Raw genomic sequence first — 23,939 nt, forward strand, 5'->3', positions numbered from 1 at the left:
ATGTCCGACAGCACACCGGAGTCGACGGCCCCTGACCGGCCGGATGCCACGGTGCACGACCCCGGGGGCCCGGCCCGGCGTCCGCAGGACGGCTCGCGGGCCTCGCTCTGGCTGACCGCCCTCTCACTCCCGCCCCTGGCCCTGCTCGCCGCGGCAGCGTGGTTCGGGCGGTCGGTCCGGCCCGGCGCGGACGACTGGTGCTTCCTGCCCACGGTGCGGGACCACGGCGTCACCGGCCTGATCGGCCGGTTCTACTTCGACGACAACGGGCGGGTCGCCAACGCCGTACTGGTCGGCGCCTATGCGAAGTTCCAGGTCGCGGGCCACCAGTGGTTCGGCCTGGTCACCGGCGTGCTGACACTGGCGGTGCTTTGGGCTGCGGCGGTCCTCGCGCTGCGGCGTCTCCGGCTCACCGTGCCGCGCGGGCTGCCGTTGCTGGTCGCGGCCATGGCGACCGCGCTCTTCCTGTTCGTCACGCCCAACACGTACAAGACGTTCTACTGGCCGGCCGCGTCCGTCTCGCACACGATGCCACCGGTGCTGGCCTGTGCCGCGCTGCTCCCGTTCCTGGTGGCCCGTTCGCCCCGTGGCAGGGGTGCGGCCCTCGCCGTCGCCCTCGTCGCAGGCCTGGCGGTCGGCACGCTCTCGGAGGAGACGGCGATCGTCGTGACGGTGCTGCTGGTCACCGTCCTCGTCCTCAGCGGCCGTGCTGCCGCCGGCCCTTTCCGGCGCTTCCTCCGCCTCGGGTGCGCGGCGGGCATCACCGGGGTCGTCGCCGGGGCCCTCGTGCTGATCACCTCACCCGGCTCGAACACCCGGCGTGACCGGTTCGGTGCGGGTACGACGTCCATGGTCGCGCCGGAGTCGCTCGGCGCCTCGTTGCGCGGGTTCGCGGAGATCGCGCTGACCGTGGCCACCACATGGCAGTACGTCGGCGCGGTCGCGGTGGGGATGCTCCTGGGGCTGTTGTGCCGTCGCCCGGACGGGAGCCCGCCCCGCCCGCCCGCTCACCGGCTCCTGACGGGCTGTGCGGCGGTGGCCGCGCTTCTCGTGTCCGGCTTCCTCTGCACGGTCGTGACCTATCCGGTGTTCCAGGACCGGGTGAGCGATCCGAGCGCCAACCGGCTCTGGAACGACTACCTCTTGGTCTACGTGGCGCTGCTCGTCGCTGCCGGTGCGCTCCTGGGGCTGGCGGCCCGGCAGCGGGCGCGGAGGACCGGCCCCCTTCAGGCGGCGTGCGCGGTGCTCTGCGTCCTGGTCTGCTTCGGGCCGGCCGTGGCTCTGCTCGACCTCGACACGAACATGCGTGCCCGGGCCGAGGAGTGGGACGCCCAGGACCGGCGACTGCGCGAGGGAGCGCGCGCCGGCGCCAGGGTCCTCCCGTACGAACGGCTCGTGATCAGTCAGATGCTGGAGCCCTTCAGCCGACAGGGGCGCTCGTACTGGCCCGGGGGGTGCGTCGCCGACTACTACCGGCTCGACCGCGTCACCGACGCCACCCGGTCCCCCGGCCACGAGTAGGACGAGGCGGGGGTGCCGTGATCACGGCGGGGCCCGGTCCCGGGAATCGGTAACACGCGTGACACACGTGCCTGTTGAAGCTTTCCCGGAGTGATCATAGACTTCACCGCCGTCGGCTCCGGTTCGCGTCCGCGACTGTGATCCAGCTCCGCGGATGTGCGCGTCCCACGCTGCGCTCCTCACCGCGGGCCCGGGGGGCCGCTGCTCGGCCTGCACCACTGCGACACCCCGTACCCACCAAGCCGGGAGAAGCATGTGAGAGCACGTCGTACGGCCGGATGGGCCGCCTCAGCACTCGTCACCACCCTCGCGCTGACCGGCGTCCTCGCCGGCCCCGCAGCCGCCTCCGGGCCCGCTGCGGCGCAGGAGCGGACGAGGCCGGTCGCCACCGCGACCGGCCCCGTCACACATCAGGAGAACGACCGCGTACCCGAGGGCTCCCGCTGGACGCAGCACTACTTCCCGTCCTCGGACCGCTCCGGCACCGAACTGCACGCCGACGTGCTGCTTCCCGAAGGGCTGCCCAAGAAGGCGAAGGTGCCCGTCATCCTGTCGGTCGGCCCGTACTTCGGGCACTCCGGGCAGTCCGGCGCCGAGGGCTGGACCCACACCGGCCCCTCGGACCGGTTCCAGGACTTCATCGAGGGCACCGACCTGTTCGACCAGGGTTACGCCTTCGTCATGGTCGACCTGCGCGGCTTCGGCGGCTCCACCGGCTGCCTCGACTGGGGTGGCCCCGGCGAGCAGGCGGACGTGAGGGCGGCGATCGACTGGGCCGCGAAACAGCCCTGGTCCACGGGTTCGGTGGGGCTGTACGGCAAGTCGTACGACGCCGTGACCGGTCTGATCGGCAACAACCTGGACCAGCGCGCGCTCAAGGCCGTCGTCGCCCAGGAGCCGGTCTGGGACATGTACCAGTACATCTACTCGAACGGCGTGCCCCGCCCGAACGTCACCGGCACCGCCAACGCCTACAACTCCATCGCCACGCTCCCCCAGTTGCCGGACGACGACCCGCGTTACCTGGCCAACTCCCGCTACGAGCAAGCCCATCCGGAGTGCCTGACGCGGAACGCGGCCGGCTACCGGATAGCCGACCAGGACGACGCCTTCTGGACCGCACGGGACCTGGCCAAGGCGGCCAAGGGCACCGACACCCCGCTCTTCGTCACCCAGGGCTTCATCGAGAACAACACCAAGCCCGAGGAGATGCAGGAGTACCTGGACAACCACAAGGGCCCCGAGCGCGGCTGGGTCGGCCAGTGGGAGCACGTACGCGGCGGGGACCGCACCGGCGACGGGCGCCTGTCCATGGGGCGTGAGGGCTGGTACGACGAGACGCTCTCCTTCTACGACCAGTACCTCAAGGGCAGCAGGCCGGAGGTCCGCTACCCGGCCTACTCGGTCGAGGACTCCACCGGTGCGTGGCGGGCCCAGAAGACCTGGCCGGTCGTGGAGCGTGCCGTCACCCTCCCCCTGGGCGGAGGCTCCTACGTGGACGACGGCGGCCTCTCCTCCCTGGCCGCCCTGGCGACGTCCGGACTGCCGTCCCTCCGGGAACGCGTGAAGCCGTCCGGTGAATGGGACATGGAGAACGCGCCCGCCACCGACCCGGCGGCACCGAGGGGCCTGACCGAGGGGCAAGCCCTGCTCCAGGAGGCGGGGAAGGTCACATCGAGCTTCTTCGTGTGGTCCGAGGCGCTCAAGAAGCCCGTGCGGATCACAGGGACCCCGCAGATCTCCCTGAGAGCCGAGGGAGGGGGCAATGTCATGCTCAAGCTGTACGACGTCGCCCCGGACGGCACGGCCGTCATGTTCGACGAGCAGGTCTCGCTGCTCTCCACCGGCAGGCTCACCGTCGATCTCAAGGCGACCGACTGGACGCTGGCGGCCGGTCACGTCCTCGCGGTGGAGGTCGGCTCCATCCGGACCGGCTCGTGGCGCGACACCCCGTCCGGCGAGACCATCGACGTCAAGGACGCACGGCTCCGACTGGCCCTGGACGACCCGTCCGACGACGTCCCCACCGGCGGTGCCCGCTCGCCGTACCTGGACACCTACCTGAGCCAGTACACGGTGGACCTGCCGGCCGGGCCCGCCACGTTCCCGGTGGTCCCCGGCGGCCGCCTCTGACCCTCGGGCCGACGTCCTCCTGCCGGTGTGTGTCCGCGGTTGTACCGTCGACGCATCGACCGGCAGGAGGCGGTACGGCATGAGGGTGACGATGTCGAGCGCGTCGGCACGGCCCGGCCACGCGAACGAGGACTTCACCGGTGCCGTGCCGACGGCGGCGGTACTGGTCGACGGGGCCGGCATCCCCGGCACCGGATCGATCTGCCCGCACGGCGTGGCCTGGTACGCCACACGTCTGGGAGGCGGCCTTCTCGGCCTCCTGTCCCTCGCCGGGGACCGCGGCCTCCCGGCGCTGCTGGCCGCGGCCATCGAGCAGGTGACGGATGATCACCGGGACACCTGCGACGTCGCCGACCCCGTCAGCCCGTCGGCGGCCGTCGCCGTGCTGCGCGTGTCCGAGGGAATCGCCGAGTATCTGGTCCTGGGCGACGCGGTCCTCGTGCTCGACACGGCGGAGGGGCCACCGCTCGTCGTCACCGATCCCCGGGAGGCGGACATCAGCCGGCCGTACCGGTCCGCGCTCGACGCCACCGCCGAGGGCAGCGGCGCGTACCACCGGATTCTCCGGGAGCTGCGCGCCAACCGGAACCGGCCGGGCGGCTTCTGGGTGGCCAAGGACGACCCGCGGGCGGCCGACGAGGCGGTCACCGGAAGCCGTCCGGCCTCCGGGCTGTCCGGTGCCGCCCTGCTCAGCAACGGCGCCGGCCGCCTCGTGGACCTGTTCCGGCTGTCCGACCGGCCGGAGGTCATGAGCGTCCTGGCGTCGAGCGGTCCCGCCGAGATCATCCACCGGGTCCGGCAGGCGGAGGCGCGCCACGCGGTGGCGGCGGACGATGCGACCGTCTTGCACTGCACCGGCCTTGCTCCAGGCCTCGGTTGCGGCCTCCGCGAGCCCTGACACAGGCCGGGCGGAGTGCCCCACCGCGGCCCGCCGGGGCACTCGCCCCCGACCACCTTTCGGCCGCCGCCGGTCTCACGTGCTGAAACGCCGGCCGGTCAGGACTTGAGCCGAGCGGTGCGGCTCCCCCACAATGCCTGACATGACCGCTGCTGCCGACCTCCTCGTGGCGCGCCTGCACGTCGACCTGTGTCGCCAGTCCAGCGCGACCTGTCGCCGCTGACACCTGCCGGGCCCTCGGGGCCTCAGCACCACCGGCCCTGAGCTTCTCGCGCACCCGCGTCCCCGCGGCACCACCACCGCGCCGCGGCCATTTCTCCCCGTGTCCCCGCGTGCCTCGACGCGTACCTGACCGTACGCCGCCGGGCAGCCGCGGCATGCCCTGCCCGGCATGCCGGCACGCCGTCCTCCGCACCCCTCGGGAGCTCCCGCATGTCTGCTCTTACCTTCCACTGGTTCCTGCCCACGACCGGTGACAGCCGCCACGTCGTCGGCGGCGGCCACGGCTCGACACCCGGCAGCGCCGGCGGCGACCGGCCGGCCTCCGTCGAGTACCTCGGCCAGATCGCCCGCACCGCTGAACAGCTCGGCTTCGTCGGGGCGCTCACCCCCACGGGGGCGTGGTGCGAGGACGCCTGGCTGACCACGGCCATGCTCACCCAGGTCACCGAGCGGCTGAAGTTCCTGGTCGCCTTCCGCCCCGGCCAGATAAGCCCGACGCTGTCGGCGCAGATGGCGGCGACCTACCAGCGGCAGTCCCACGGTCGGCTGCTGCTCAACGTCGTCACGGGAGGCGAGTCGGCCGAGCAGCGCGCCTACGGTGACTTCCTCGACAAGGACCAGCGGTACGCCCGCACCGGGGAGTTCCTGGACATCGTGCGCCGGCTCTGGGCCGGGGAGAAGGTCGACCACCACGGCGAGCATCTGCGGGTCGAGGCAGCCGAGTTGACCAGGCTGCCCGATCCGGTGCCGCGGATCTACTTCGGCGGTTCGTCGCCCGCGGCCGGTGAGGTGGCGGCGCGGTACACCGATGTGTATCTGACCTGGGGCGAACCCCCGCAGCAGGTGAAGCAGAAGATCGAATGGGTGCGCTCGCTGGCCGCCGCCCAGGGACGCTCCGTACGGTTCGGCATCCGCCTGCACACCATCAGCCGGGACACATCGGCTCAGGCGTGGGCCGAGGCGGAGCGGCTCCTCGCCGCCATGGACCCGGAACGCGTCAAGGCGGTGCAGCGGGGCCTCGCGGCCAGCGAGTCCGAGGGACAGCGGCGGATGCGCGAGCTGCACCACAGCGGGGACACCGGCAACCTGGAGATCTACCCCAATCTGTGGGCGGGCGTCGGCCTGGTCCGCGGCGGTGCCGGCACGGCGCTGGTGGGCAGTCACACGGAGGTCGCGAACCTCATCGAGGAGTACCACCGGCTGGGCATCGACGAGTTCGTCCTGTCCGGCGTGCCTCACCTGGAGGAGGCGTACTGGTTCGGCGAGGGTGTCCTGCCGTTGCTGGAGAAGCGCGGTCTGTGGCAGCACCCGGCCGGTCCGCGCACCGTCGAGGCGGGCACCGTCCCGTTCGCCGGCCGGTGAGCGCCACGCCCGTGCCCCCGAAGGCACGGCAGAGCGCTCCGGAGCCGGGACAGGATTCCACGGCTCCCCGGCGGCTGAGGACCGTGGTGCTCGCCAGCCTGCTCGGCACCACGGTGGAGTGGTACGACTTCTTCCTCTACAGCACGGCTGCCGGGCTGGTCTTCAACAAGCTGTTCTTCCCCACGGCCGATGGCACGGTCGGCACGATGCTGTCGTTCGCGACGTTCGCGGTGGGCTTCGTCGCCCGTCCCGTGGGTGGCCTGCTCTTCGGGCACCTCGGTGACCGGATCGGCCGTAAGCACACCCTCGCCTTCACCATGGGTCTCATGGGGGTCTCCACCGCACTGATCGGTCTGCTGCCCACGTACGAGCAGGTCGGTGTCCTCGCTCCCGCTCTGCTTCTGGTCCTGCGCGTCGCACAGGGCGTGGCGCTGGGCGGGGAGTGGGCCGGGGCGGTGCTGCTGGCCGTGGAGTACGGGCCGTCGGGGCGCAAGGGCCGGTTCGGCAGCTTTCCGCAGATCGGGCTCGCCATCGGGCTGGCCCTGGGCACCGGGGTGTTCGCGCTGCTGAGCAATGTCCTCAGCGAGTCGGCGTTCCTCGACTACGGATGGCGGATCGCCTTCCTCATCAGCCTGGTGCTCGTCGTGGTCGGACTGACCGTGCGCCTGAAGATCGACGAGACGCCCGCCTTCCGTGCGGCGCGCCGCCTCCAGGAACTGCCCCGCGCGGCGCCGCTGGTGGAACTGCTGCGAGAGCCGGCCGCGCGCCGTCACGTCCTGCTGGGCATGCTCGCGCGGTGGGGCGAGGGGGCGGCCTTCAACACCTGGGCGGTGTTCGCCATCACGTACGCGACGGGGACTCTGGAGCTGGAGCGCACCCCGGTGCTGCTCGCGGTCACGGCCGCGGCGCTCGTCATGGCAGCGCTGATTCCGGTGTCGGGGACAGCCGTCGACCGCTACGGGGCCCGCCGGGTCTACCTCGTGGGGATGGCCGCGTTCACCGTCTCGGTCTTCCCGGCCTTCTGGCTCTTCGGTACCGGCGGAACCTGGGCGTTCGCGGCGGCGCTCGTCGTGACGCTGGGCGTCGTGCACGGCTCGTTCTACGGCGCCCAGGGAACCCTGTTCGCGGCCCTGTTCGCCACGCCGGTGCGGTACACGGGTATGTCGTTCGTCTACCAGATGTCCGGCATCTTCGCGTCCGGCATCACTCCACTGATCATGACCGCGCTCCTGGCCCTCGGTACGGGAAGCCCGTGGTGGGCCTGCGGCTACCTGACGCTGACCGGCCTGGTGAGCGTGTGGGCGACCGGTCGGCTCCGGGACGGTGACCAGCACGTGCCGACCGGACGGGCCGCCTCGGCTCCGCCCTCACCGGCGGCCGCGCCTTCCCTGGTGGGGGCCGGCTCCGGGGGTGCTGAGGGCGCCCGGACCTGAGTGCCCCACCCGCATGAGGCGCTCCTGCCCGGGGGAACGGGGCGGGCGAGAGGACACCGCTGGAGCGCGGCGGACAGCCCCGGTCCCGTACGCGCCGTCCGAGGCATGGAGGTGGCTCCCCGGCTCGTCCCGCCCGTCGGGACGAGCCGGGAGGCTTCATGACGGGTCGCCACCGGGTGACGCGTCCGGCTCCTGCCGCTCCTCGGCGAGCTGCTCGCGCAGATAGTTCCAGGCCACCGCGATCAGCGCGGCGGCCGGAACGGCGAGCAGGCTGCCCACGATGCCGGCGAGGCTGCCCCCCAGCGTCACGGCGAGCAGGATCACAGCGGCGTGCAGACCGAGACCGCGGCTCTGGATCATGGGCTGGAACACGTTGCCCTCCAGCTGCTGCACCACGACGATGATCGCCAGCACGATCAGGGCGTCGGTGAGCCCGTTCGACACCAGGGCGATGAGAACGGCGACGAAACCGGCGAACAGGGCTCCCACGATCGGGACGAACGCGGACACGAAGGTCAGCACCGCCAGCGGGAGCACGAGCGGCACCCCCACGATCCACAGGCCGAGGCCGATGAGGACCGCGTCGAGCAGGCCGACATAGGCCTGGGAGCGCACGAATTCGCCCAGTGTCTCCCAACCACGGGACGCCACGGCAGGAACATCGGTGGCGAGCCGGCCGGGCAGCTGACGCTCCAGCCACGGCAGGAAGCGGGGGCCGTCCTTGAGCATGAAGAACATCAGGAAGACCGCGAGGACAGCGGTGACCACACCGTTGACCACGGTGCTCACCCCTGTGACGACGGTGGTGACCATGCTGCCGAGGCTGTCCTGGACGCGGGCGGTCGCGGAGTCGAACGCACCGGTGATCTGATCGTCACCGATGTTGAGCGGCGGCCCGGAGGCCCACTCGCGCAGCCTCTGGATGCCTTCGACCACACCGTCGGCCAGTTGTCCGGACTGGGAGGACACCGGTACCGCGATCAACGCCACGACCCCAGCGGCGACCAGGAGGAACAGCACCGTCACGACCGAGGCCGCGAGGGCCGGGGGCCACCCGCGCCGGCGCAGGAATCGCGCTATGGGCCACGTCAGGGTGGTGAGCAGCAGGCCGACTATGAGCGGCCAGACGACCGACCACATCCGCCCCAGCACCCACACCGCAACTGCGGTCATAACAAGGACGATCAGCAACTCGCCTGAGACGCGGGCCGAAACGCGGAGGGCGGCGCGGGTCTTGGTGGAGCTCAACGTGACAGACATGGGGGTCACCCTATGGGCCGCCGGTCCCGCTCCGGACCGCGCCCGCCCGGCCCCACGTCCCGCGAGGCACGGACCGGCCCGCCGGGCGGGGTGCCCCGGCGGCAGCGGCGTCCTCAACACGCCCGTGTGTGCCAGGCATTGACACGGTGACCGCCCTTACTTAACGTGGCGCCCCGTCATTACATCGATGTAAATGCGCGTGTGGTCCCCTGTCCCCCCAACGGGCTCGGCCCGGAAGGACGCCTCATGCCCTCACGATCGACCCGACGCCCCACGAGACACGTCGGCGCCCTCGTCACCGCCCTCCTCGGGCTGGTCCTGGGTCTGCTGCCCGCGGTCACGGCCCCGGCCGCCGCAGCACCGTCGCCGGAACCGGCGGCCGCCGCCGCGGCCGGCACGTTCCGTAACCCGCTCAACACCGGACCCGACCCGTTCATGACCCACTGGAGCGGGAACTACTACCTCACCACCACCCAGGGCGACAGCATCAAGATGTGGCGCTCGCCCTCTCTCGGCAACCTCGCCGCCGCCGACCCCGTCACCGTGTGGACCGACTCCGACCCCTCCCGCAACCGCAACATCTGGGCTCCGGAGTTCTACCGCTTCGGCGACCGCTGGTACCTCTACTACACGGCGGACGACGGCGTCGACGACCACCACCGCCTGTACGTCCTGGAGTCGGAGCGCGACGACCCGACCGGCCCCTACCACTTCAAGGCGAAGCTCGCCCCGCCCAACCACGCCGACGAGTTCGCCATCGACGCCGGCATCCTCCAGATGAACGGCCGTCTCTACCTCGCCTACAGCGGTATCAACCAGTACCAGCACAACGGCCTGAACATCGCCCCGATGTCCAACCCCTACACGGTCTCCGGGAACGCCGTCGCCTTCGACGCGGCAGGCGGGTGCCCGGAAGTACGCGAGGGACCGGAGTTCCTCTACCGCAACGGCCGTGTATGGATGACCTACTCCGCCTGCGACACCGGAAAGCCCGACTACCAGGTCCGGATGATGTCGCTGCCGGCGAACGCCGACCCGCTGGTACCGGGCGCCTGGTACCAGCATCCCGACGCGGTGTTCTCACGGGCCGACGAACGGGGCGTGTTCGGCCCCGGCCACCACGCCTTCTTCCGCTCCCCGGACGGCACGGAGGACTGGATCGTCTATCACGCCAAGACCACGTCCGTGTCCACCTACACCAACCGCACCACCCGGGCGCAGAAGTTCACGTGGCGCGCCGACGGCACTCCTGACTTCGGCCGGCCCCTCGCCCTCGGCGCCACCCAGGACCTGCCCTCCGGCGATCCCGGTTCCGGCAATTACTGGATCAACGACGACGGCCGCTCCAGCGGGGCGGGCGGCGTGACCTACGGCGGCGCCTGGAACTCCGGCACAGGCTGCGCGACCCAGTGCTTCTGGAGCGACGACCACTGGAGCGACAGGGCGGGCGCCACGGCGACGTTCTCCTTCACCGGCACCCGCATCATCCTGCTGTCCGTGAAGGACACGGGCAACGGATACGCGGCCATCAGCATCGACGGCGGGCCGGAGCAGACAGTGGACTTCCACGGCGCCATCCGCATCGGAGAGGCCGTGCAGTACAGGAGCCCACGGCTCGGGAACGGCAGCCACACCCTCCGCATCCGGGTGACGGGGCAGCACAACGCCCAGTCCCAGGGGTCCTTCGTGAGCGTCGACCGTGCCGAGGTCTACGTCAACTGAATCCGTACACGTCGGCCGTCGGTGACGCCCTTCACCGACGGCCGGTGGACACCTACGGTTTCGGGACGCGGTAGCGCAGGGGGGTCACGGACCCCCTGACGGGCTCTCCCCCCGCTGGATCAGCCGGGCCCGCTCACCGGCGAACGGGGGCGTGCCTCCGCCCAGCACCAGGACGTCCTTGTCCCCCGCGGCCTCCTTGGCGCGCCGGGCCGCCTCCCTCAGCCCGGCGAAGGCGAACGTTCCGCCGTTGTCGCCGAGGAGGTCTTCCCTGGTGCGGTGGGTGACCACGAAGCCGGGGACGCCGGGCCACGGCGTGCCGCCCCACGGGCCCAGGCCGAGGTCGAAGGTGCGCCGGGAAACGGCAACACGCGCCTCCCCGCAAGCCCGTGCTCAGTGCGCGGAGCTTCGGGGGCTGACTCCGTCGACCGCGAGCCGGAGAAGGCGGTCGGCCTGTTCGGCGGCGCCGGGGTGCTGTTCGGTTGCCAGGGCGATGCCCACCGTGAGGGTGAGCAGGTCATGGAAGGTGACGGTCTCCTTGACCGAGCCGACCCTGATGGCATGGCGCAGCAGCGGTGTACCCGCAGCTTCGAGAGCGGCACCGCAGGAGTCGTCACGGGGGTGGGGAGTGGGGGGCTCGTAGGTGAGGGCGTCGGCGAGTCCGCGGGCGGAGACGGCGTACGCGAGCAGGTCGTGCAGCCAGGTCAGGAGTGCCGCGCGGCTGTCCTGGGCCTCCTCGAGTTTCCGCGCGCGTTCGCACAGGGCCTCGATGCGTTCGTGGAAGACGGCCGTCAGCAGGGCCTGCCGGGTGGGGAAGTGACGGCGCACGGTGGCTGAGCCGACGCCTGCCGTACGGGCGATCTGCTCGAGGGAGGCGTCGGCACCGTGGGTGGAGACCTCGGCTTCGGCCACTTCCAGGATGCGGGCGTAGTTGCGGCGTGCGTCTGAGCGCTGACCGGGCATGCTCTCCCTCGCTTGCTAAGTGGTGGCCCCCGCCATATCGTAGCCGAAGCAAAACGGCGGGCCCCGCCGTTTCTTGTCGACGCCTCATCAGCAGGAGTGATCATGACTCTCACCTCAGCCCCTGTTCTGGTTACCGGCGCCACCGGCCGTCAGGGCGGGGCGACGGCCCGTGCGCTGCTGGCCGCCGGCATTCCGGTCCGCGCCCTGGTGCGTGATCCGCACAAGGAGAGCGCGAAGGCCGTCGAGGCCCTGGGCGCCGAACTCGTCACCGGCGACCTGAACGACCGGGCCTCGCTGGACCCCGCCGTCCACGGTGTCCGCTCGGTGTTCTCGGTGCAGATGCCGCCGATGAGCGAGGACGGCGTCGACTTCGCGGCGGAACTGGCCCAGGCCGCCAACCTGGTGGACGCGGCCGGAGAAGCGGGGGTGCCGCAGTTCGTGCAGTCCTCCACCAGCGGAGTCGGCGCACACACTCGGGCTCCCGGCTGGGCCGAGGGCCGCTGGGCGCCCATGCAGCCGTACTTCGAGACGAAGCAGACGATCCTGGAGCTGGTGCGCGGTGCGGGCTTCGACCGCTGGAGCGTCGTCAAGCCGGCGTTCTTCATGGAGAACCTGCCCCAGCTGGCGCCCCACGGGCCAGCCGGCGGCCTGGCGACCGTCCTGCAGCCGGACACGGAACTGGCCCTGGTGGCAGTGACGGACATAGGCGCGGCCGCCGCGCACGCCATCAGCGATCCGGACCGCTTCCACCGGATCGAGCTGGAGCTGGCCGGTGACCGGCTCACCATGAAGGAGATCGCCCGGACCCTCTCGGAGGTGTGGGGCGTCGAGGTTCCGGCCCCCTCGATGAGCCTCTCGGAGGCCCTCGCCGCCGGAATGCCCGTATGGGGGGCCGGCCACGAGTGGAGCGACGTCGTCGGACAGCCGGCCCACCCGGAGTTCGCCCGGGCGCTGGACATCCCGGTGACGACGTTCGCCACGTGGGCCTCCGAGCACCTCGCGGCGCACTGAACACCCGCGCCCTGCTCGCGGGGACGCCAACTGCCCTGGAGCGGGGCGCCGGGTGAGAACATGACCCGATGGGGATGACCGACGGCGAGCCCGTCCAGTACGTACGGTTCCAGTCGCCGCACCGGAACGGCCGAGGCCACTTCACCGGTGTCTTCGGACTCGTCAACACCCTGGCCCGGGAGGGAAAGCTCTCGGACGAGCAGGAATCCTTCCGCCGCAGCAACAACCGCTGGTACGACGCCGCGTACACCGACCCCTCGACCGTCGACCCCACGGTGTACGACGACGAGGTCAACCCTGGGGCAGCCGCGTGGTTCAAGCCGTCAGCCGCGCATCTCCTCGCCCGGGTCCCCGGCTATCTCGAGATCCTGGCCGCTCACGGCGTCGACTGCCGGGTGCTGCGTTCCGTGGATCCGGGGCGGGTCGTCTACGAGGACGACGTACAGGTCGTGGTCGTGCCCTACGCGTCGGATTCGGCAGGGACCGGGCCGTCGTGGACGGGGACGGATGGTCGGCACAGGTGACCCGGTGACCGCGTGCCACCGGTTCGCGGCTGATCGCGGGGCCGGGCAGGACGCGGCTGACGACGGGTACGCCGGCCACGGGGATCGCGAGCCGGGACGTGTCCGCCGGCACGGCGGCGCGCCCGGGGGTCAGGGACGGCCGATGAGTGCGGCGGCCTCCTCCAGTTCCGCGATCGACCCCGACATGATCGTCCGCACGTGCTGGGTGATGTGCTGTACGGGCCAGTCCCACCACGCCACGGCGAGGAGCCGGGCGACGTCTTCGGCGTCGTAGCGGGTTCGGATGAGTCGGGCGGGGTTGCCGCCGACGATGCCGTAGTCGGGGACGTCGGCGGTGACCACGGCGCTGGCACCGATGATCGCGCCGTGGCCGATCCGTACGCCGGGCATGACCGTGGCGCCGTGACCGAACCAGACGTCGTTGCCGACGACGGTGTCACCCCGGCCCGGCAGGCCGGTGATCAGGTCGAAGTGCTCGGCCCAGGATCCGCCCATGGTGGGGAAGGGAAACGTGGACGGGCCGTCCATGCGGTGGTTGGCCCCGTTCATGATGAACCGGGTGCCGGTGCCCAGCGCGCAGTACTTGCCGATGAGGAGCCGCTCGGGCCCGTAGTGGTACAGGACGTTGCGCGTCTCGAAGGCGGTCGGGTCGTCCGGATCGTCGTAGTACGAGTAGTCACCGACCTCGATCAGCGGCGACTTCACCAACGGCCTGAGCAGGACGACCCGCGGCTGCTCGGGCATCGGGTGGAGCACGGTGGGGTCGGCGGGAACGGGTGGCATCGGGAAGGCGGTTCCTCTCCGGAGGGATGGGCTAGCACTAGTGCGACAACTGTTGCGTTAAGATGCTGACACAGTCACGGCACGTCGATCAAGCGGATACTGGATTCCCGATGACAGACACACCGGCCACGAAGCCGGGCCGCCGTCCGGGCGGTCGCACCGCACGCATCCGCGCCCAGGTCCTCGACGCGGTGCGCGCCGAACTCACCGAAGCCGGCCACGAAGGGCTCACGATGGAGGGCGTCGCGGCCCGCGCGGGTGTACACCGGACCACGGTCTACCGGCGCTGGGGCGACGTGGGCGGCCTGCTCGTCGATGTCATCGACGCCGCCGGCGAGATCGACTGGCAGCCACCGGACACCGGCTCCCTGCGAGGTGATCTGACGGCCCTCAACCAGGAGATCCAGGAGTCCCTGGCCGTGCAGCCGTCGATCGCCGTCGCCCTGATGGCCGTCTCGTTCCACTCCGAGCAGGCCGCGCGGGCGCAGAAGAATCTGTGGGCGGACCGGTACACCCAGTGCGAGGTTCTCGTCGAGCGCGCTGCCGAACGGGCGGAACTGCCCTCGCGGCACACCGACGCACAGAGTCTGCTGATCGCCGCCACGGCGCCGGTCTACCACCAACTGGTGCTCCTGCGCGCCGATCCCGATCCGCGGCTCCCGGAGCAGGCCGCCGCGGCGGCGGTACTGGCGGCGGCTGCCGGTGCGTTCTCCGTCCGGTGATCGCGAGCGGATCATGATCAGCCAGGGGGCGTTCACCTGGATCCAGCGACAGCCACGAACGCCCGGCCAACCGCTGCCCCCTCATCAGGCAACCCGCAGAGCGTGGACGGCTTCGGGCTCCGCGCGTCCCCGACCTTGCCGCGCGCCCGGTGGAGTTGACAGATCTCCCTGGGGCGTGGATGGTGGCCCGATGCACACCCGCATTCTCGTACTTGGACGGCGCGTCGGCTGAAGCCGGGACCCTCTGAACCACGGTCACCGCTCCGACGCGCTCCCCTCGCTTGCCCACCGGCTCGAGGGGTTTTTTGTTGCTGCTGCTCCGCCGTCATCCGGCGTCGTCAGAAGAGCGCGCGCACGTCCATGCATCTTCCCCTCAACGACTTGTCATGGAAAAAGAGAGAATGTCGATGACTGAACAGGTTTCTGAGTCCGGCATCCCCCTGGGGGCCCTCAGTGACACGACCCTCAGCGACACGGCCGGGTCCGCATCCACATCCGTCGAGCCCACCGCCGATTCCGTCGGATACCTCACGGGTGCACAGGCCCTCGTACGCTCGCTCGAGGAGTCCGGAGCGGAGATCCTCTTCGGGATTCCTGGCGGGGCCATCCTGCCCGCCTACGACCCGATGATGGACTCGACACGCCTTCGGCATGTGCTGGTCCGTCATGAGCAGGGCGCGGGTCACGCAGCCACCGGGTACGCGCAGGCCACCGGCAGGGTCGGGGTGTGCATCGCCACCTCGGGTCCCGGCGCCACCAACCTGGTCACCCCGCTCATGGACGCCGCGATGGACTCTGTCCCGGTGGTCGCGATCACCGGGCAGGTGGCCTCCCATCTGATCGGCACCGACGCCTTCCAGGAGGCGGACATCGTCGGCATCACCGTGCCGATCACCAAGCACGGGTTCCTCGTCACCCGTGCCGAGGACATCCCGCACACCATCGCGGAGGCTTTCCGCCTGGCCTCCAGCGGGCGGCCGGGCCCGGTGCTGGTCGACATCACCAAGAACGCACTCCAGTCGGACACGGTGTTCAGCTGGCCACCGAAGCAGATCGCTCCGGCCGACGGACCGGCGACCAGGCCGCACGGCAAACAGATCCGCGAGGCGGCGAGACTGATCGCGGAGGCCGAGCGTCCGGTCCTCTATGTCGGCGGCGGCGTCCTCAAGGCCCGCGCGACCGCCGAGCTGAAGGCCCTCGCCGAGCTGACCAAGGCCCCCGTCACCACCACCCTGATGGCGCTGGGCGCGTTCCCCGGCAGTCACCCGCAGCATGTGGGAATGCCGGGCATGCACGGTTCGGTCGCTGCCGTCACCGCGTTGCAGAGGGCCGACCTCATCGTGGCCCTCGGAGCCCGCTTCGACGACCGCGTCACCGGCGATGTCGACAGCTTCGCCCCGCGGGCCAAGGTCGTCCACGCCGACATCGACCCGGCGGAGATCGGCAAGAACCGGGCCGCCGACGTGTCCATCGTCGGGGACGCCCGGGAGGTGATCAGCGCTCTGGTGCGGGCCGTCCGGAACGAGGACGCCAACGGCCCGGCAGCCGCCCGGGGTTACGCGGACTGGTGGCAGGAACTGGACCACTGGCGGACCACGTACCCGCTGGGGTACGACGTGCCGGACGACGGCCGTCTCGCCCCTCAACAGGTGATCCGGCGAATCGGCGAACTGGCCCCGCACGACACCATCTTCACCTCGGGCGTCGGCCAGCACCAGATGTGGGCCGCCCATTACCTCCCGCACGAGAAGCCGGGCACCTGGCTGAACTCCGGCGGCGCCGGGACCATGGGCTACGCGGTTCCTGCCGCCATGGGCGCGAAGGCCGCCCAACCCGGTCGTACGGTCTGGGCGATCGACGGCGACGGCTGCTTCCAGATGACCAATCAGGAACTCACCACCTGCGCCCTCAACAACATCCCGATCAAGGTCGCCGTCATCAACAACGGCGCCCTGGGCATGGTGCGGCAGCTCCAGAGCATGTTCTACGACGACCGCTACTCCGGCAGCACTCTGCACTCGGCGCAGGAAGGCATCGAAGGTGCGCCGGCCGGCACCCGGGTGCCCGACTTCGTGAAGCTCGCCGAGGCGTTGGGCTGCGCTGCCTTGCGCTGCGAATCCGCCGAAGACCTGGACGGCGTCATCGAGGCCGCCAACGCGATCGACGACCGGCCGGTCGTGGTGGACTTCATCGTCGAGGAGAACGCCATGGTCTGGCCCATGGTCCCGGCCGGTGCGTCCAACGACGACATCCTCACCGCGCTCAACCTTCGACCGTCCTTCGGCGACGGTGCCGACGACTGACGTCGCTCGTGGCGTCGGGCGAGTCCGACCGGCACGCCGCAGCCTGTAACGCCGGACTCCAGGGGCCGGGCCGTCCGCCCGGCCCCTGGCCGAGGACGGCGGCGGCCGGTGCGGCTCATCCCTCGATGCCGGCGGAGGAGGGGGGAGTGCCGACGGGCTTGGATCCCGGGGAGCCACGCCGGCGCACGCGGCCAGGCCCATCAGGAGCACGCACAGGCACGCACAGGCAGCTGAACGCCCCGGTGACGCGCTCAGCGTGTCCGCTCACGCCGGCCCCTTCCGGCCGGTTACGGTCCGTCCCGTCGTGAGCGTTCGCCCACCGAAACGGTGCCGGACACGCTTTCGGCAGCGGCTGGACCCGGCACCTGCGGGTCAGGGCCGAGCAGGGGAACAATCGGCCTCACACGTCTCCTTTCGGCCGTTGAGGGAACACGTCGTCCATGACCAAGCAATCTGAACTACCCGGCACGGCCGAGTCGTACTGGATGGCCACGGCACCGGGCACCCGGTGGCCCGCCTTGGACACGGACATCACCGCGGACGTCGCCGTGATCGGGGCCGGGATGGCCGGCCTGAGTGTCGCCTGGGAACTGACCCGGGCCGGACGGAACGTGGTCGTGCTGGAGGCGGACCGCGTCGCCGCGGGGGTGACCGGCTACACGACGGCGAAGCTCACCGCGGCTCACTCACTCGTGTACGAGCGGCTGCGCCGCACGCGGGGGCGGGAGGGCGCACGTCATTACGCACGCTCCCAGCAGGCGGCGGTGGAGCGGGTCGCGTCCGTGGCGGCGGAACTCGGTGTGGACTGCGACTTCGAACGGTCGTCCTCACTGACCTTCACCGTTGACCCGCGACAGCGGGCCGCGTTCCAGGCCGAGGCCGAGGCCGCCTCGGAGGCGGGTCTGGACGCCGGGCTCGTGACGGAGACGGACCTGCCGTTTCCCGTGGCCGCGGCTGTGCGCGTCGCACACCAGGCGCGCTTCCACCCGCGCAAGTATCTCCTCGCCCTCGCGGACGACATCGCCGCACGAGGGGGCGCCGTCCACGAACGAACAAGGGTGACCGGCCTCGCCGAGGGCAGCCCGTGCCGGCTGACGACGGAGCGGGGCGCGACGATCACGGCGACCGACGTCGTCGTCGCCACGCACTACCCGGTCTTCGACCGGGCGCTGCTCTTCGCGCGCCTGTCACCGCGTCGTGAACTGGTCGTCGCCGCTCCCCTGCCCGTCGCCGATGCGCCGGAGCACATGTACATCACGGACGACATGGGGAAGCGATCCGTACGCACGGCTCCGCTCGACGAGGACCGCCGGCTGCTCATCGTCACGGGTGAGAGCTTCACCCCAGGCACGGACGACGGCCGCGAGCGCTTCCTGCGTCTGGACGCGTGGATGCACGAGCACTTTCCGGTCGGTGACACGGCCTACCGGTGGGCCGCCCAGGACAACGACGTGAGCGACGGAGTGCCGCTGGTCGGCCCTTTCCATCCGGGCGCACGCCATGTGTACGTGGCGACAGGCTTCGGTGGCTGGGGAATGAGCGGGGGCGCCATGGCCGGGCAGTTGCTGGCGTCGGCCCTCACCGGCACCGAACCCGAGTGGGCGGGGCTGTACGACCCGCGTCGTCTGTGGAGCACACTTCGTGAAGGTACGGCCCTGCTGAAGCAGCAGGCGGAGGTCGCTCGCCACTTCGTAGGTGACAGGTTGAGGACCACCCACGTCGACTCGGTCGCCGAGATCGCCCCCGGCTCGGGCGCGGTCGTCCGGGTCGAGGGACGGCGCTGCGCCGTCTACCGCGACGAGGGCGGGGTCGCCCACGCCGTGTCCGCGCGCTGCACGCATCTCGGCTGCCTGGTCGCCTTCAACGAGGCGGAAACCGCGTGGGAGTGCCCTTGCCACGGTTCGCGTTTCGGCATCGACGGCGAAGTACTTCACGGCCCGGCCCTGCGCCCACTGCCGCCACGGTCGATCTGATCAGGGACCTGCCCGCCACTCGCACCATGGTCCGTCCCGGCGACGCTCGGCGCACAGGAGTGTGGGCGTGATCGCCCGGGGCAGAGCTGGAGGTATGACGACGACACTAGGTGCCTTTGTCCTCGGCACTCCGGACCCTCCCGCACTGGCCGACTTCTACCGCGCCCTCCTCGGCTGGCAGGAGGTGGAGCGCACCCCGGAGTGGGTCCGCCTGAGGGCGGTGGAACAACAACGCCCGGGCCTCAGCTTCCAGTTGGAGCCCGACCACACGCCTCCGACGTGGCCGCAACGCCCTGGTGCCCAGCAGATGCAGGCTCACCTGGATCTGCAGGTGGACGACCTGGAGGCGGAGACCGAGCGGGCGTGTGCCCTGGGCGCGACGCTGGAGGATCACCAGCCGCAGCCGGATGTACGGGTCCTCCGCGACCCGCACGGCCATCCGTTCTGCCTCTTTCTTCCGGGAGCCTGAACGCCACTGCCGCGATCGGCCTCGGGCACTGCCGCCACCGGGCCACGTGAGGCGGCAACGGAGACACGTCCGGTGTCTCATGGTGTGGTCCCAGGTGGCCGTGGTTCGCAGCTCCGGCCGTGTGTCGTCGCTGCGGACCACGCAAGGTCCCGCCGCGTCACCCATGTGGGCCCGGAAGACAGCGGGTGACGCTTCCCGCCCCAGTACGTCACGGAGTGGGTGGCGCGGCCTGCGTCCGGAGCGTCCCGGCGCGCGACCCGTCCCGCTTCCCTCGGTTTGATACCTTTCACTGGACACGAAAATCGATCGGATGTTCGCTTTTTGGGATCTCCGACACGTCCGTTGTCGGCAGTAGACGCTCACGTTCTCCGACGTGCGGCGTGCCACTCAATCGGACCGGGTGAAGCTCATGGCAGGAACCGATCACGAGAAGGCGCTGGACACCGCGCTCGCACAGATCGAGCGGAAATTCGGCAAGGGCGCGGTGATGCGCCTCGGCGAGCGGCCCGTCGAACCCATCGAGGTGATTCCTACCGGGTCCACCGCGCTCGACGTCGCGCTCGGCGTCGGCGGTCTACCGCGCGGCCGTGTGGTGGAGGTGTACGGGCCGGAGTCCTCCGGCAAGACGACGCTGACGCTGCACGCCGTGGCGAACGCGCAGAAGGCCGGCGGCTCGGTGGCGTTCATCGACGCGGAGCACGCTCTGGACCCGGAGTACGCCAAGAAGCTCGGCGTCGACACCGACAACCTCATCCTGTCCCAGCCGGACAACGGTGAGCAGGCGCTGGAGATCGTCGACATCCTGATCCGCTCCGGCGCGATCGACCTGATCGTCATCGACTCCGTCGCGGCCCTGGTGCCGCGAGCGGAGATCGAGGGCGAGATGGGCGACTCGCACATGGGTCTGCAGGCCCGCCTGATGAGCCAGGCGCTCCGGAAGATCACCAGCGCGCTCAGCCAGACGAGGACGACGGCGATCTTCATCAACCAGCTGCGCGAGAAGATCGGCGTGATGTTCGGTTCACCGGAGACCACGACCGGTGGCCGGGCGCTGAAGTTCTACGCCTCGGTGCGTCTGGACATCCGCCGGATCGAGACCCTGAAGGACGGCACCGACGCCGTGGGCAACCGCACCCGCGTCAAGGTCGTCAAGAACAAGGTCGCGCCGCCGTTCAAGCAGGCGGAGTTCGACATCCTCTACGGCCAGGGCATCAGCCGTGAGGGCGGTCTGATCGACATGGGCGTGGAGCACGGCTTCGTCCGCAAAGCCGGCGCCTGGTACACGTACGAGGGCGACCAGCTCGGCCAGGGCAAGGAGAACTCCCGCAACTTCCTCAAGGACAACCCCGACCTGGCCAACGAGATCGAGAAGAAGATCCTCGACAAGCTCGGAATCGGGGTACCGGCCAAGGCCGCGGTCGTCGAGGACACGGGCGCCGTGACGGCCCCTGATATCGCCCGGACTTCGGCGGGAAGCGCAGCCTGACAAGCCTTCCGCACGCCTCAGCACCGCCTCGGCTTCTGGTGATCCACGTTTGAAAGCACCGGCACGGTAAAGACGGTCCTTGACACCGTCTTTATATCCCCAGGTAGGAGAGGCATTATGGGCATCATTGCTTGGATCTTCATCGGGTTGCTCGCGGGCCTCATCGCCAAGGCGCTCATGCCGGGCAAGGACCCGGGCGGCATCATCATCACGATGCTCATCGGTATCGCGGGCGGACTGCTCGGCGGCTGGCTCGGCAAGGTCATCTTCGGCATCGACTCCATCGATGGCTTCTTCGACCTCTCCACCTGGATCGCCGCGATCGTCGGCTCGCTCATTCTCCTCGTCCTGTACCGCGTCATCTCGGGCAACCGGCGTCGCGCTTGATCCGTACGCCCCTCACGCGAAACGGCTCCGCCCTGCCTGGGCGGAGCCGTTTCGCGCGCCACAAGCGCTTTGTCGTACGCATCGGAGCCGAAGGCTCGGTCCAGCTGCTGCGCCTCGTCGTCGCTTCAGTACCGTGTCTGCTCACCGGCGGGAAATGGACCGGCGGAGGCTGAGCGAGCCCGGCGCGTCCGGGCCGGCGTCGGCATTCCGTCGGCCAGGGGCGGCACGGGCCGCGCCGCCGGTCGCCGTTCACCGGAGAGAGGTGTTGCCCGATGCCCATGCAGTCCTGGTTCTCCGACGCGAAGCTCGGAATCTTCGTCCACTACGGCATCTACGCCGTCGAGGGGGTCCCCGAGTCCTGGGCCTTCTACACGGGACAGCTTTCGCACGAGCAGTACATGAAGCAGCTCGGCGGTTTCACCGCCGCACGCTACGACCCGCGCGGCTGGGCCGCCCTGTTCGCGCGTGCCGGTGCGCGCTACGCCGTCCTGACCGCGCGTCACCACGACGGGGTGGCCCTCTGGGACACCGGGTTCGGCGATCTGGACGTCGTCCGCCGGACGCCCGCCGGGCGTGACCTGGTCGGGCCGTACGCCACGGCGCTGCGCGAGCAGGGGCTCAAGGTGGGCCTGTACTACTCCCACTCCGACTGGAACCACCCCGACTACGCGAGCGTCCTGCACCCCCGCCCCTCCCCCACCCATGAGGACGTGCTGACCAGCCGCTGGGTCGCGCCCCGGAACGGGGTGGAGGACACGGAGGCCTGGGCCCGCTATCTCGCCTACCGCGACGGCCAGGTCGGCGAGCTCGTGGACCGGTACCGACCGGATCTCCTCTGGTTCGACGGCGAGTGGGAACGCGCCGAGGAACAGTGGGGCACGGACGCGCTCGCCGCCCGTGTTCTCGGTGCCCATCCGGACACGGTGTGCAATGCGCGCCTGATCGGCCACGGGGACTACGCGACCCCCGAGCAGGGAGTACCTCTGCGCGCACCGGACGGTCCGTGGGAGCTCTGCCTGACGGTGAACGACTCCTGGGGGTTCCAGCCCGGCGACACGAACCACAAGTCGGTGCGGCAGCTGGTGCGGTACTTCGCGGAGACGATCGGGACGGGCGGCAACCTGCTGCTCGGGGTCGGTCCGCGGGAGGACGGCACCGTCACGGACGAGCAGGCGGCACGCCTCGAAGGACTCGGCGCTTGGATCGCGGCACACGGCGAAGCGGTGTACGGGACCGTCGCGGGCCTGCCGGCCGGGCACCACTACGGGCCGAGCACCCTGTCCGCCGACCGTCGCACCCTCTACCTGTTCTGCTTCGACCCGCCGCGTGAGTACGTGGCCGTGCGCGGGCTGCGCAGCCGAGTGAAGCGGGTGTCGGTCGTCGGCACCGGCGCGCCCCTCGCACACCGCGTCGTCGGCGGTCTGCACGACGTGCCGGGCGTTGCCTGGATCGACGCGCCGGCCTCGCGGGACGTCGACACGTACGCGACCGTGCTAGCACTGGAACTCGACGGCGAACTCGACGTCTACCAGGGCACGGGCCGTACCTGAGCCGGCGCCGGCGGCGGACCGACGCGTCAGCCGCGAAGCTGGCCCCGTTCGAAGTACGCGACCAGGTCGGGGTCCAGCTCCGGTACGCGGGCCGGGGTGCCTCCGGACCGCAGGGAGGACGTGGCCTGCACTCCCGCGGCGACCGCCATCCGCGCGGCGACCGGTGAGGTGTCGGTTCGTCCGCCTGCCCGGACGAACCGCAGGAACTCGTCCATCAGCAGCGGGTCGGCGCCGCCGTGCCCGGCGTTGTCCTCGGCGGCCGGGATCTCGTGGACCTGGTCCGCGTCGGCGCGGTAGCCGGACCGCCGCGCGTTCCACACCTTCACGTGGCCGCCGGGCCCGTCGCCGAAGTTCTCCAGGCGTCCGGCGTCCCCGATGACGGTGTAGTTGCGCCAGTAGTCGGGGGTGAAGTGGCACTGCTGGTACGAGGCGAGGACGCCGTTGTCGAGGCGCATGTTGAGCAGCGAGACGTCCTCGACGTCGATGACGGGGTTGAGCGCGCGCTGGGTGTGGGGTGGCCAGTGGCCGTCCTTGGTGTACCAGTCGTCGGTCTTGGGCTCACCCGGCGCACGCCGGTGCGGGATGTCGCCGTAGACCATCAGGTCGCCCAGCGCCTGGACGTCGCGCGCGTAGCCTCCGGCCAGCCAGTGCAGGACGTCGATGTCGTGTGCGGCCTTCTGCAGCAGCAGGCCGGTCGTGTACTGCCGTTCGGCGTGCCAGTCCTTGAAGTACCAGTCGCCGCCGTAGCCGACGAAGTGGCGGATCCAGACGGTCTTGACCTCCCCGACGGCACCGTCACGGATGAGATCACGCATGAGCCGGACGACGGGCATGTGGCGCATGTTGTGGCCGATGTAGAGCCGGGTGCCGGTTTCGTGGGCGGTGCGCAGAATCGTGTCGCACCGCTCGATGCTGATGTCGAGGGGCTTCTCCACGAAGACCGGCTTGCCGGCCCGCAGTGCCTCGCAGGCCAGGTCGGCATGGGTGTGGTCCGGGGTGAGGACGAGGACCGCATCGATCTCGGGGTCCTCGACCACCCTGCGGTGGTCGGCGGACGTACGGGCCTCCGGGAAGGCCCGTGCCGCCTCCGCACGGGCGCGTGGGTCGGGCTCCGCCAGGGCTGTGACGCGGGCGCCGGAGCCGGGCCGGTGGGCGGTGCGGGCGAGTGAGCCGCGCAGGCCGTAGCCGAGCACGCCGATACGGAGGTCGGTCATGGGACT

The 23,939-nt window shown here is 70.7% G+C and carries 21 protein-coding genes; 16 read left to right on the plus strand and 5 right to left on the minus strand.

The window, feature by feature from the left end:
* From ACIP63_RS19975 to ACIP63_RS20000, 6 genes are all read left to right on the plus strand, one after another.
* On the plus strand, window positions 1–1,521 hold the full coding sequence (locus ACIP63_RS19975) for a DUF6056 family protein (protein ID WP_401517275.1): 1,521 nt from the start codon (window positions 1–3) through the stop codon (window positions 1,519–1,521).
* Window positions 1,522–1,776: 255 nt separating this feature from the next.
* Complete coding sequence (locus ACIP63_RS19980) at window positions 1,777–3,654, plus strand: CocE/NonD family hydrolase (protein WP_401517276.1); 1,878 nt, start codon at window positions 1,777–1,779, stop codon at window positions 3,652–3,654.
* A 79-nt stretch (window positions 3,655–3,733) separates the two neighbouring features.
* Window positions 3,734–4,552: an integrase gene (locus tag ACIP63_RS19985; protein ID WP_401517278.1), complete on the plus strand. Its 819-nt coding sequence runs from the start codon at window positions 3,734–3,736 to the stop codon at window positions 4,550–4,552.
* 133 nt (window positions 4,553–4,685) lie between these two features.
* On the plus strand, window positions 4,686–4,775 hold the full coding sequence (locus ACIP63_RS19990; protein WP_362941074.1) for a putative leader peptide: 90 nt from the start codon (window positions 4,686–4,688) through the stop codon (window positions 4,773–4,775).
* A gap of 209 nt (window positions 4,776–4,984) precedes the next feature.
* Window positions 4,985–6,136, plus strand: coding sequence for an LLM class flavin-dependent oxidoreductase (locus ACIP63_RS19995; RefSeq protein WP_401517279.1), 1,152 nt, complete (start codon window positions 4,985–4,987; stop codon window positions 6,134–6,136).
* On the plus strand, window positions 6,133–7,569 hold the full coding sequence (locus ACIP63_RS20000; RefSeq protein ID WP_401517280.1) for an MFS transporter: 1,437 nt from the start codon (window positions 6,133–6,135) through the stop codon (window positions 7,567–7,569). The genes ACIP63_RS19995 and ACIP63_RS20000 overlap by 4 nt, the downstream gene beginning before the upstream one ends.
* Before the next feature lie 156 nt (window positions 7,570–7,725).
* On the opposite strand, the gene ACIP63_RS20005 is transcribed toward ACIP63_RS20000, so the two are convergent.
* The gene (locus ACIP63_RS20005; protein ID WP_401517282.1) at window positions 7,726–8,829 is read right to left on the minus strand and encodes an AI-2E family transporter; all 1,104 of its coding nucleotides are present in this window, start codon (window positions 8,827–8,829) and stop codon (window positions 7,726–7,728) included.
* A 246-nt stretch (window positions 8,830–9,075) separates the two neighbouring features.
* On the opposite strand from ACIP63_RS20005, the gene ACIP63_RS20010 reads away from it, so the two are divergent.
* The gene (locus tag ACIP63_RS20010) at window positions 9,076–10,551 is read left to right on the plus strand and encodes a family 43 glycosylhydrolase (RefSeq protein ID WP_401517283.1); all 1,476 of its coding nucleotides are present in this window, start codon (window positions 9,076–9,078) and stop codon (window positions 10,549–10,551) included.
* Window positions 10,552–10,635: 84 nt separating this feature from the next.
* Here ACIP63_RS20010 and ACIP63_RS20015 read toward each other — a convergent pair whose 3' ends face one another.
* Both ACIP63_RS20015 and ACIP63_RS20020 read right to left on the minus strand, forming a co-directional pair.
* A complete protein-coding gene (locus ACIP63_RS20015) occupies window positions 10,636–10,839 on the minus strand; it encodes a hypothetical protein (RefSeq protein WP_401517285.1) in 204 nt (67 codons plus the stop codon).
* 102 nt (window positions 10,840–10,941) lie between these two features.
* Window positions 10,942–11,511, minus strand: a complete 570-nt coding sequence (locus tag ACIP63_RS20020) for a TetR/AcrR family transcriptional regulator (protein WP_401517287.1) — start codon at window positions 11,509–11,511, stop codon at window positions 10,942–10,944.
* 102 nt (window positions 11,512–11,613) lie between these two features.
* Here ACIP63_RS20020 and ACIP63_RS20025 point away from each other — a divergent pair, with 102 nt between their 5' ends.
* Window positions 11,614–12,522 (plus strand): NmrA family NAD(P)-binding protein, encoded by a 909-nt coding sequence (locus tag ACIP63_RS20025; RefSeq protein WP_401517289.1) that lies wholly within the window; start codon window positions 11,614–11,616, stop codon window positions 12,520–12,522.
* A gap of 68 nt (window positions 12,523–12,590) precedes the next feature.
* The gene (locus ACIP63_RS20030; RefSeq protein WP_401517290.1) at window positions 12,591–13,046 is read left to right on the plus strand and encodes a hypothetical protein; all 456 of its coding nucleotides are present in this window, start codon (window positions 12,591–12,593) and stop codon (window positions 13,044–13,046) included.
* A gap of 129 nt (window positions 13,047–13,175) precedes the next feature.
* On the opposite strand, the gene ACIP63_RS20035 is transcribed toward ACIP63_RS20030, so the two are convergent.
* Window positions 13,176–13,829, minus strand: coding sequence for a CatB-related O-acetyltransferase (locus tag ACIP63_RS20035; RefSeq protein WP_401517292.1), 654 nt, complete (start codon window positions 13,827–13,829; stop codon window positions 13,176–13,178).
* A gap of 110 nt (window positions 13,830–13,939) precedes the next feature.
* Between ACIP63_RS20035 and ACIP63_RS20040 the strand changes: the two genes are divergently transcribed.
* From ACIP63_RS20040 to ACIP63_RS20070, 7 genes are all read left to right on the plus strand, one after another.
* Window positions 13,940–14,551: a TetR/AcrR family transcriptional regulator gene (locus tag ACIP63_RS20040; protein WP_401517294.1), complete on the plus strand. Its 612-nt coding sequence runs from the start codon at window positions 13,940–13,942 to the stop codon at window positions 14,549–14,551.
* A 401-nt stretch (window positions 14,552–14,952) separates the two neighbouring features.
* Window positions 14,953–16,854: an acetolactate synthase large subunit gene (locus tag ACIP63_RS20045; RefSeq protein ID WP_401517296.1), complete on the plus strand. Its 1,902-nt coding sequence runs from the start codon at window positions 14,953–14,955 to the stop codon at window positions 16,852–16,854.
* A 440-nt stretch (window positions 16,855–17,294) separates the two neighbouring features.
* Window positions 17,295–18,827 (plus strand): FAD-dependent oxidoreductase, encoded by a 1,533-nt coding sequence (locus ACIP63_RS20050; RefSeq protein ID WP_401517297.1) that lies wholly within the window; start codon window positions 17,295–17,297, stop codon window positions 18,825–18,827.
* Window positions 18,828–18,921: 94 nt separating this feature from the next.
* Window positions 18,922–19,296 carry a VOC family protein gene (locus tag ACIP63_RS20055; RefSeq protein WP_401517299.1) on the plus strand — a complete coding sequence of 125 codons (375 nt, stop codon included), beginning with the start codon at window positions 18,922–18,924 and terminating at the stop codon, window positions 19,294–19,296.
* 409 nt (window positions 19,297–19,705) lie between these two features.
* A complete protein-coding gene (gene recA, locus ACIP63_RS20060) occupies window positions 19,706–20,782 on the plus strand; it encodes a recombinase RecA (protein WP_401517301.1) in 1,077 nt (358 codons plus the stop codon).
* A gap of 117 nt (window positions 20,783–20,899) precedes the next feature.
* A complete protein-coding gene (locus ACIP63_RS20065; RefSeq protein ID WP_401517302.1) occupies window positions 20,900–21,169 on the plus strand; it encodes a GlsB/YeaQ/YmgE family stress response membrane protein in 270 nt (89 codons plus the stop codon).
* 272 nt (window positions 21,170–21,441) lie between these two features.
* Window positions 21,442–22,719 carry an alpha-L-fucosidase gene (locus ACIP63_RS20070; protein ID WP_401517304.1) on the plus strand — a complete coding sequence of 426 codons (1,278 nt, stop codon included), beginning with the start codon at window positions 21,442–21,444 and terminating at the stop codon, window positions 22,717–22,719.
* Between the two features lie 26 nt (window positions 22,720–22,745).
* Here ACIP63_RS20070 and ACIP63_RS20075 read toward each other — a convergent pair whose 3' ends face one another.
* Entirely contained in the window at window positions 22,746–23,933 is a 1,188-nt protein-coding gene (locus ACIP63_RS20075; protein ID WP_401517305.1) for a Gfo/Idh/MocA family protein, read from the minus strand.
* Window positions 23,934–23,939: the final 6 nt, after the last annotated feature.

The organism is Streptomyces sp. NPDC088746 (assembly GCF_044751065.1).
GTDB lineage: Bacteria > Actinomycetota > Actinomycetes > Streptomycetales > Streptomycetaceae > Streptomyces.

Bases quoted from the DNA above. Each gene is read 5' to 3' on its own strand.
- ACIP63_RS19985 (WP_401517278.1), top strand. From the start codon at position 3,734: ATGAGGGTGACGATGTCGAGCGCGTCGGCACGGCCCGGCCACGCGAAC.
- ACIP63_RS20050 (WP_401517297.1), top strand. From the start codon at position 17,295: ATGACCAAGCAATCTGAACTACCCGGCACGGCCGAGTCGTACTGGATG.
- ACIP63_RS20075 (WP_401517305.1), bottom strand. From the start codon at position 23,933: ATGACCGACCTCCGTATCGGCGTGCTCGGCTACGGCCTGCGCGGCTCA.
- ACIP63_RS20025 (WP_401517289.1), top strand. From the start codon at position 11,614: ATGACTCTCACCTCAGCCCCTGTTCTGGTTACCGGCGCCACCGGCCGT.
- ACIP63_RS20065 (WP_401517302.1), top strand. From the start codon at position 20,900: ATGGGCATCATTGCTTGGATCTTCATCGGGTTGCTCGCGGGCCTCATC.
- ACIP63_RS20030 (WP_401517290.1), top strand. From the start codon at position 12,591: ATGGGGATGACCGACGGCGAGCCCGTCCAGTACGTACGGTTCCAGTCG.
- ACIP63_RS20005 (WP_401517282.1), bottom strand. From the start codon at position 8,829: ATGTCTGTCACGTTGAGCTCCACCAAGACCCGCGCCGCCCTCCGCGTT.
- ACIP63_RS19995 (WP_401517279.1), top strand. From the start codon at position 4,985: ATGTCTGCTCTTACCTTCCACTGGTTCCTGCCCACGACCGGTGACAGC.
- ACIP63_RS19990 (WP_362941074.1), top strand. From the start codon at position 4,686: ATGCCTGACATGACCGCTGCTGCCGACCTCCTCGTGGCGCGCCTGCAC.
- ACIP63_RS20055 (WP_401517299.1), top strand. From the start codon at position 18,922: ATGACGACGACACTAGGTGCCTTTGTCCTCGGCACTCCGGACCCTCCC.
- recA (WP_401517301.1), top strand. From the start codon at position 19,706: ATGGCAGGAACCGATCACGAGAAGGCGCTGGACACCGCGCTCGCACAG.
- ACIP63_RS20045 (WP_401517296.1), top strand. From the start codon at position 14,953: ATGTCGATGACTGAACAGGTTTCTGAGTCCGGCATCCCCCTGGGGGCC.
- ACIP63_RS20020 (WP_401517287.1), bottom strand. From the start codon at position 11,511: ATGCCCGGTCAGCGCTCAGACGCACGCCGCAACTACGCCCGCATCCTG.
- ACIP63_RS20070 (WP_401517304.1), top strand. From the start codon at position 21,442: ATGCCCATGCAGTCCTGGTTCTCCGACGCGAAGCTCGGAATCTTCGTC.
- ACIP63_RS20040 (WP_401517294.1), top strand. From the start codon at position 13,940: ATGACAGACACACCGGCCACGAAGCCGGGCCGCCGTCCGGGCGGTCGC.
- ACIP63_RS19975 (WP_401517275.1), top strand. From the start codon at position 1: ATGTCCGACAGCACACCGGAGTCGACGGCCCCTGACCGGCCGGATGCC.
- ACIP63_RS20010 (WP_401517283.1), top strand. From the start codon at position 9,076: ATGCCCTCACGATCGACCCGACGCCCCACGAGACACGTCGGCGCCCTC.
- ACIP63_RS20035 (WP_401517292.1), bottom strand. From the start codon at position 13,829: ATGCCACCCGTTCCCGCCGACCCCACCGTGCTCCACCCGATGCCCGAG.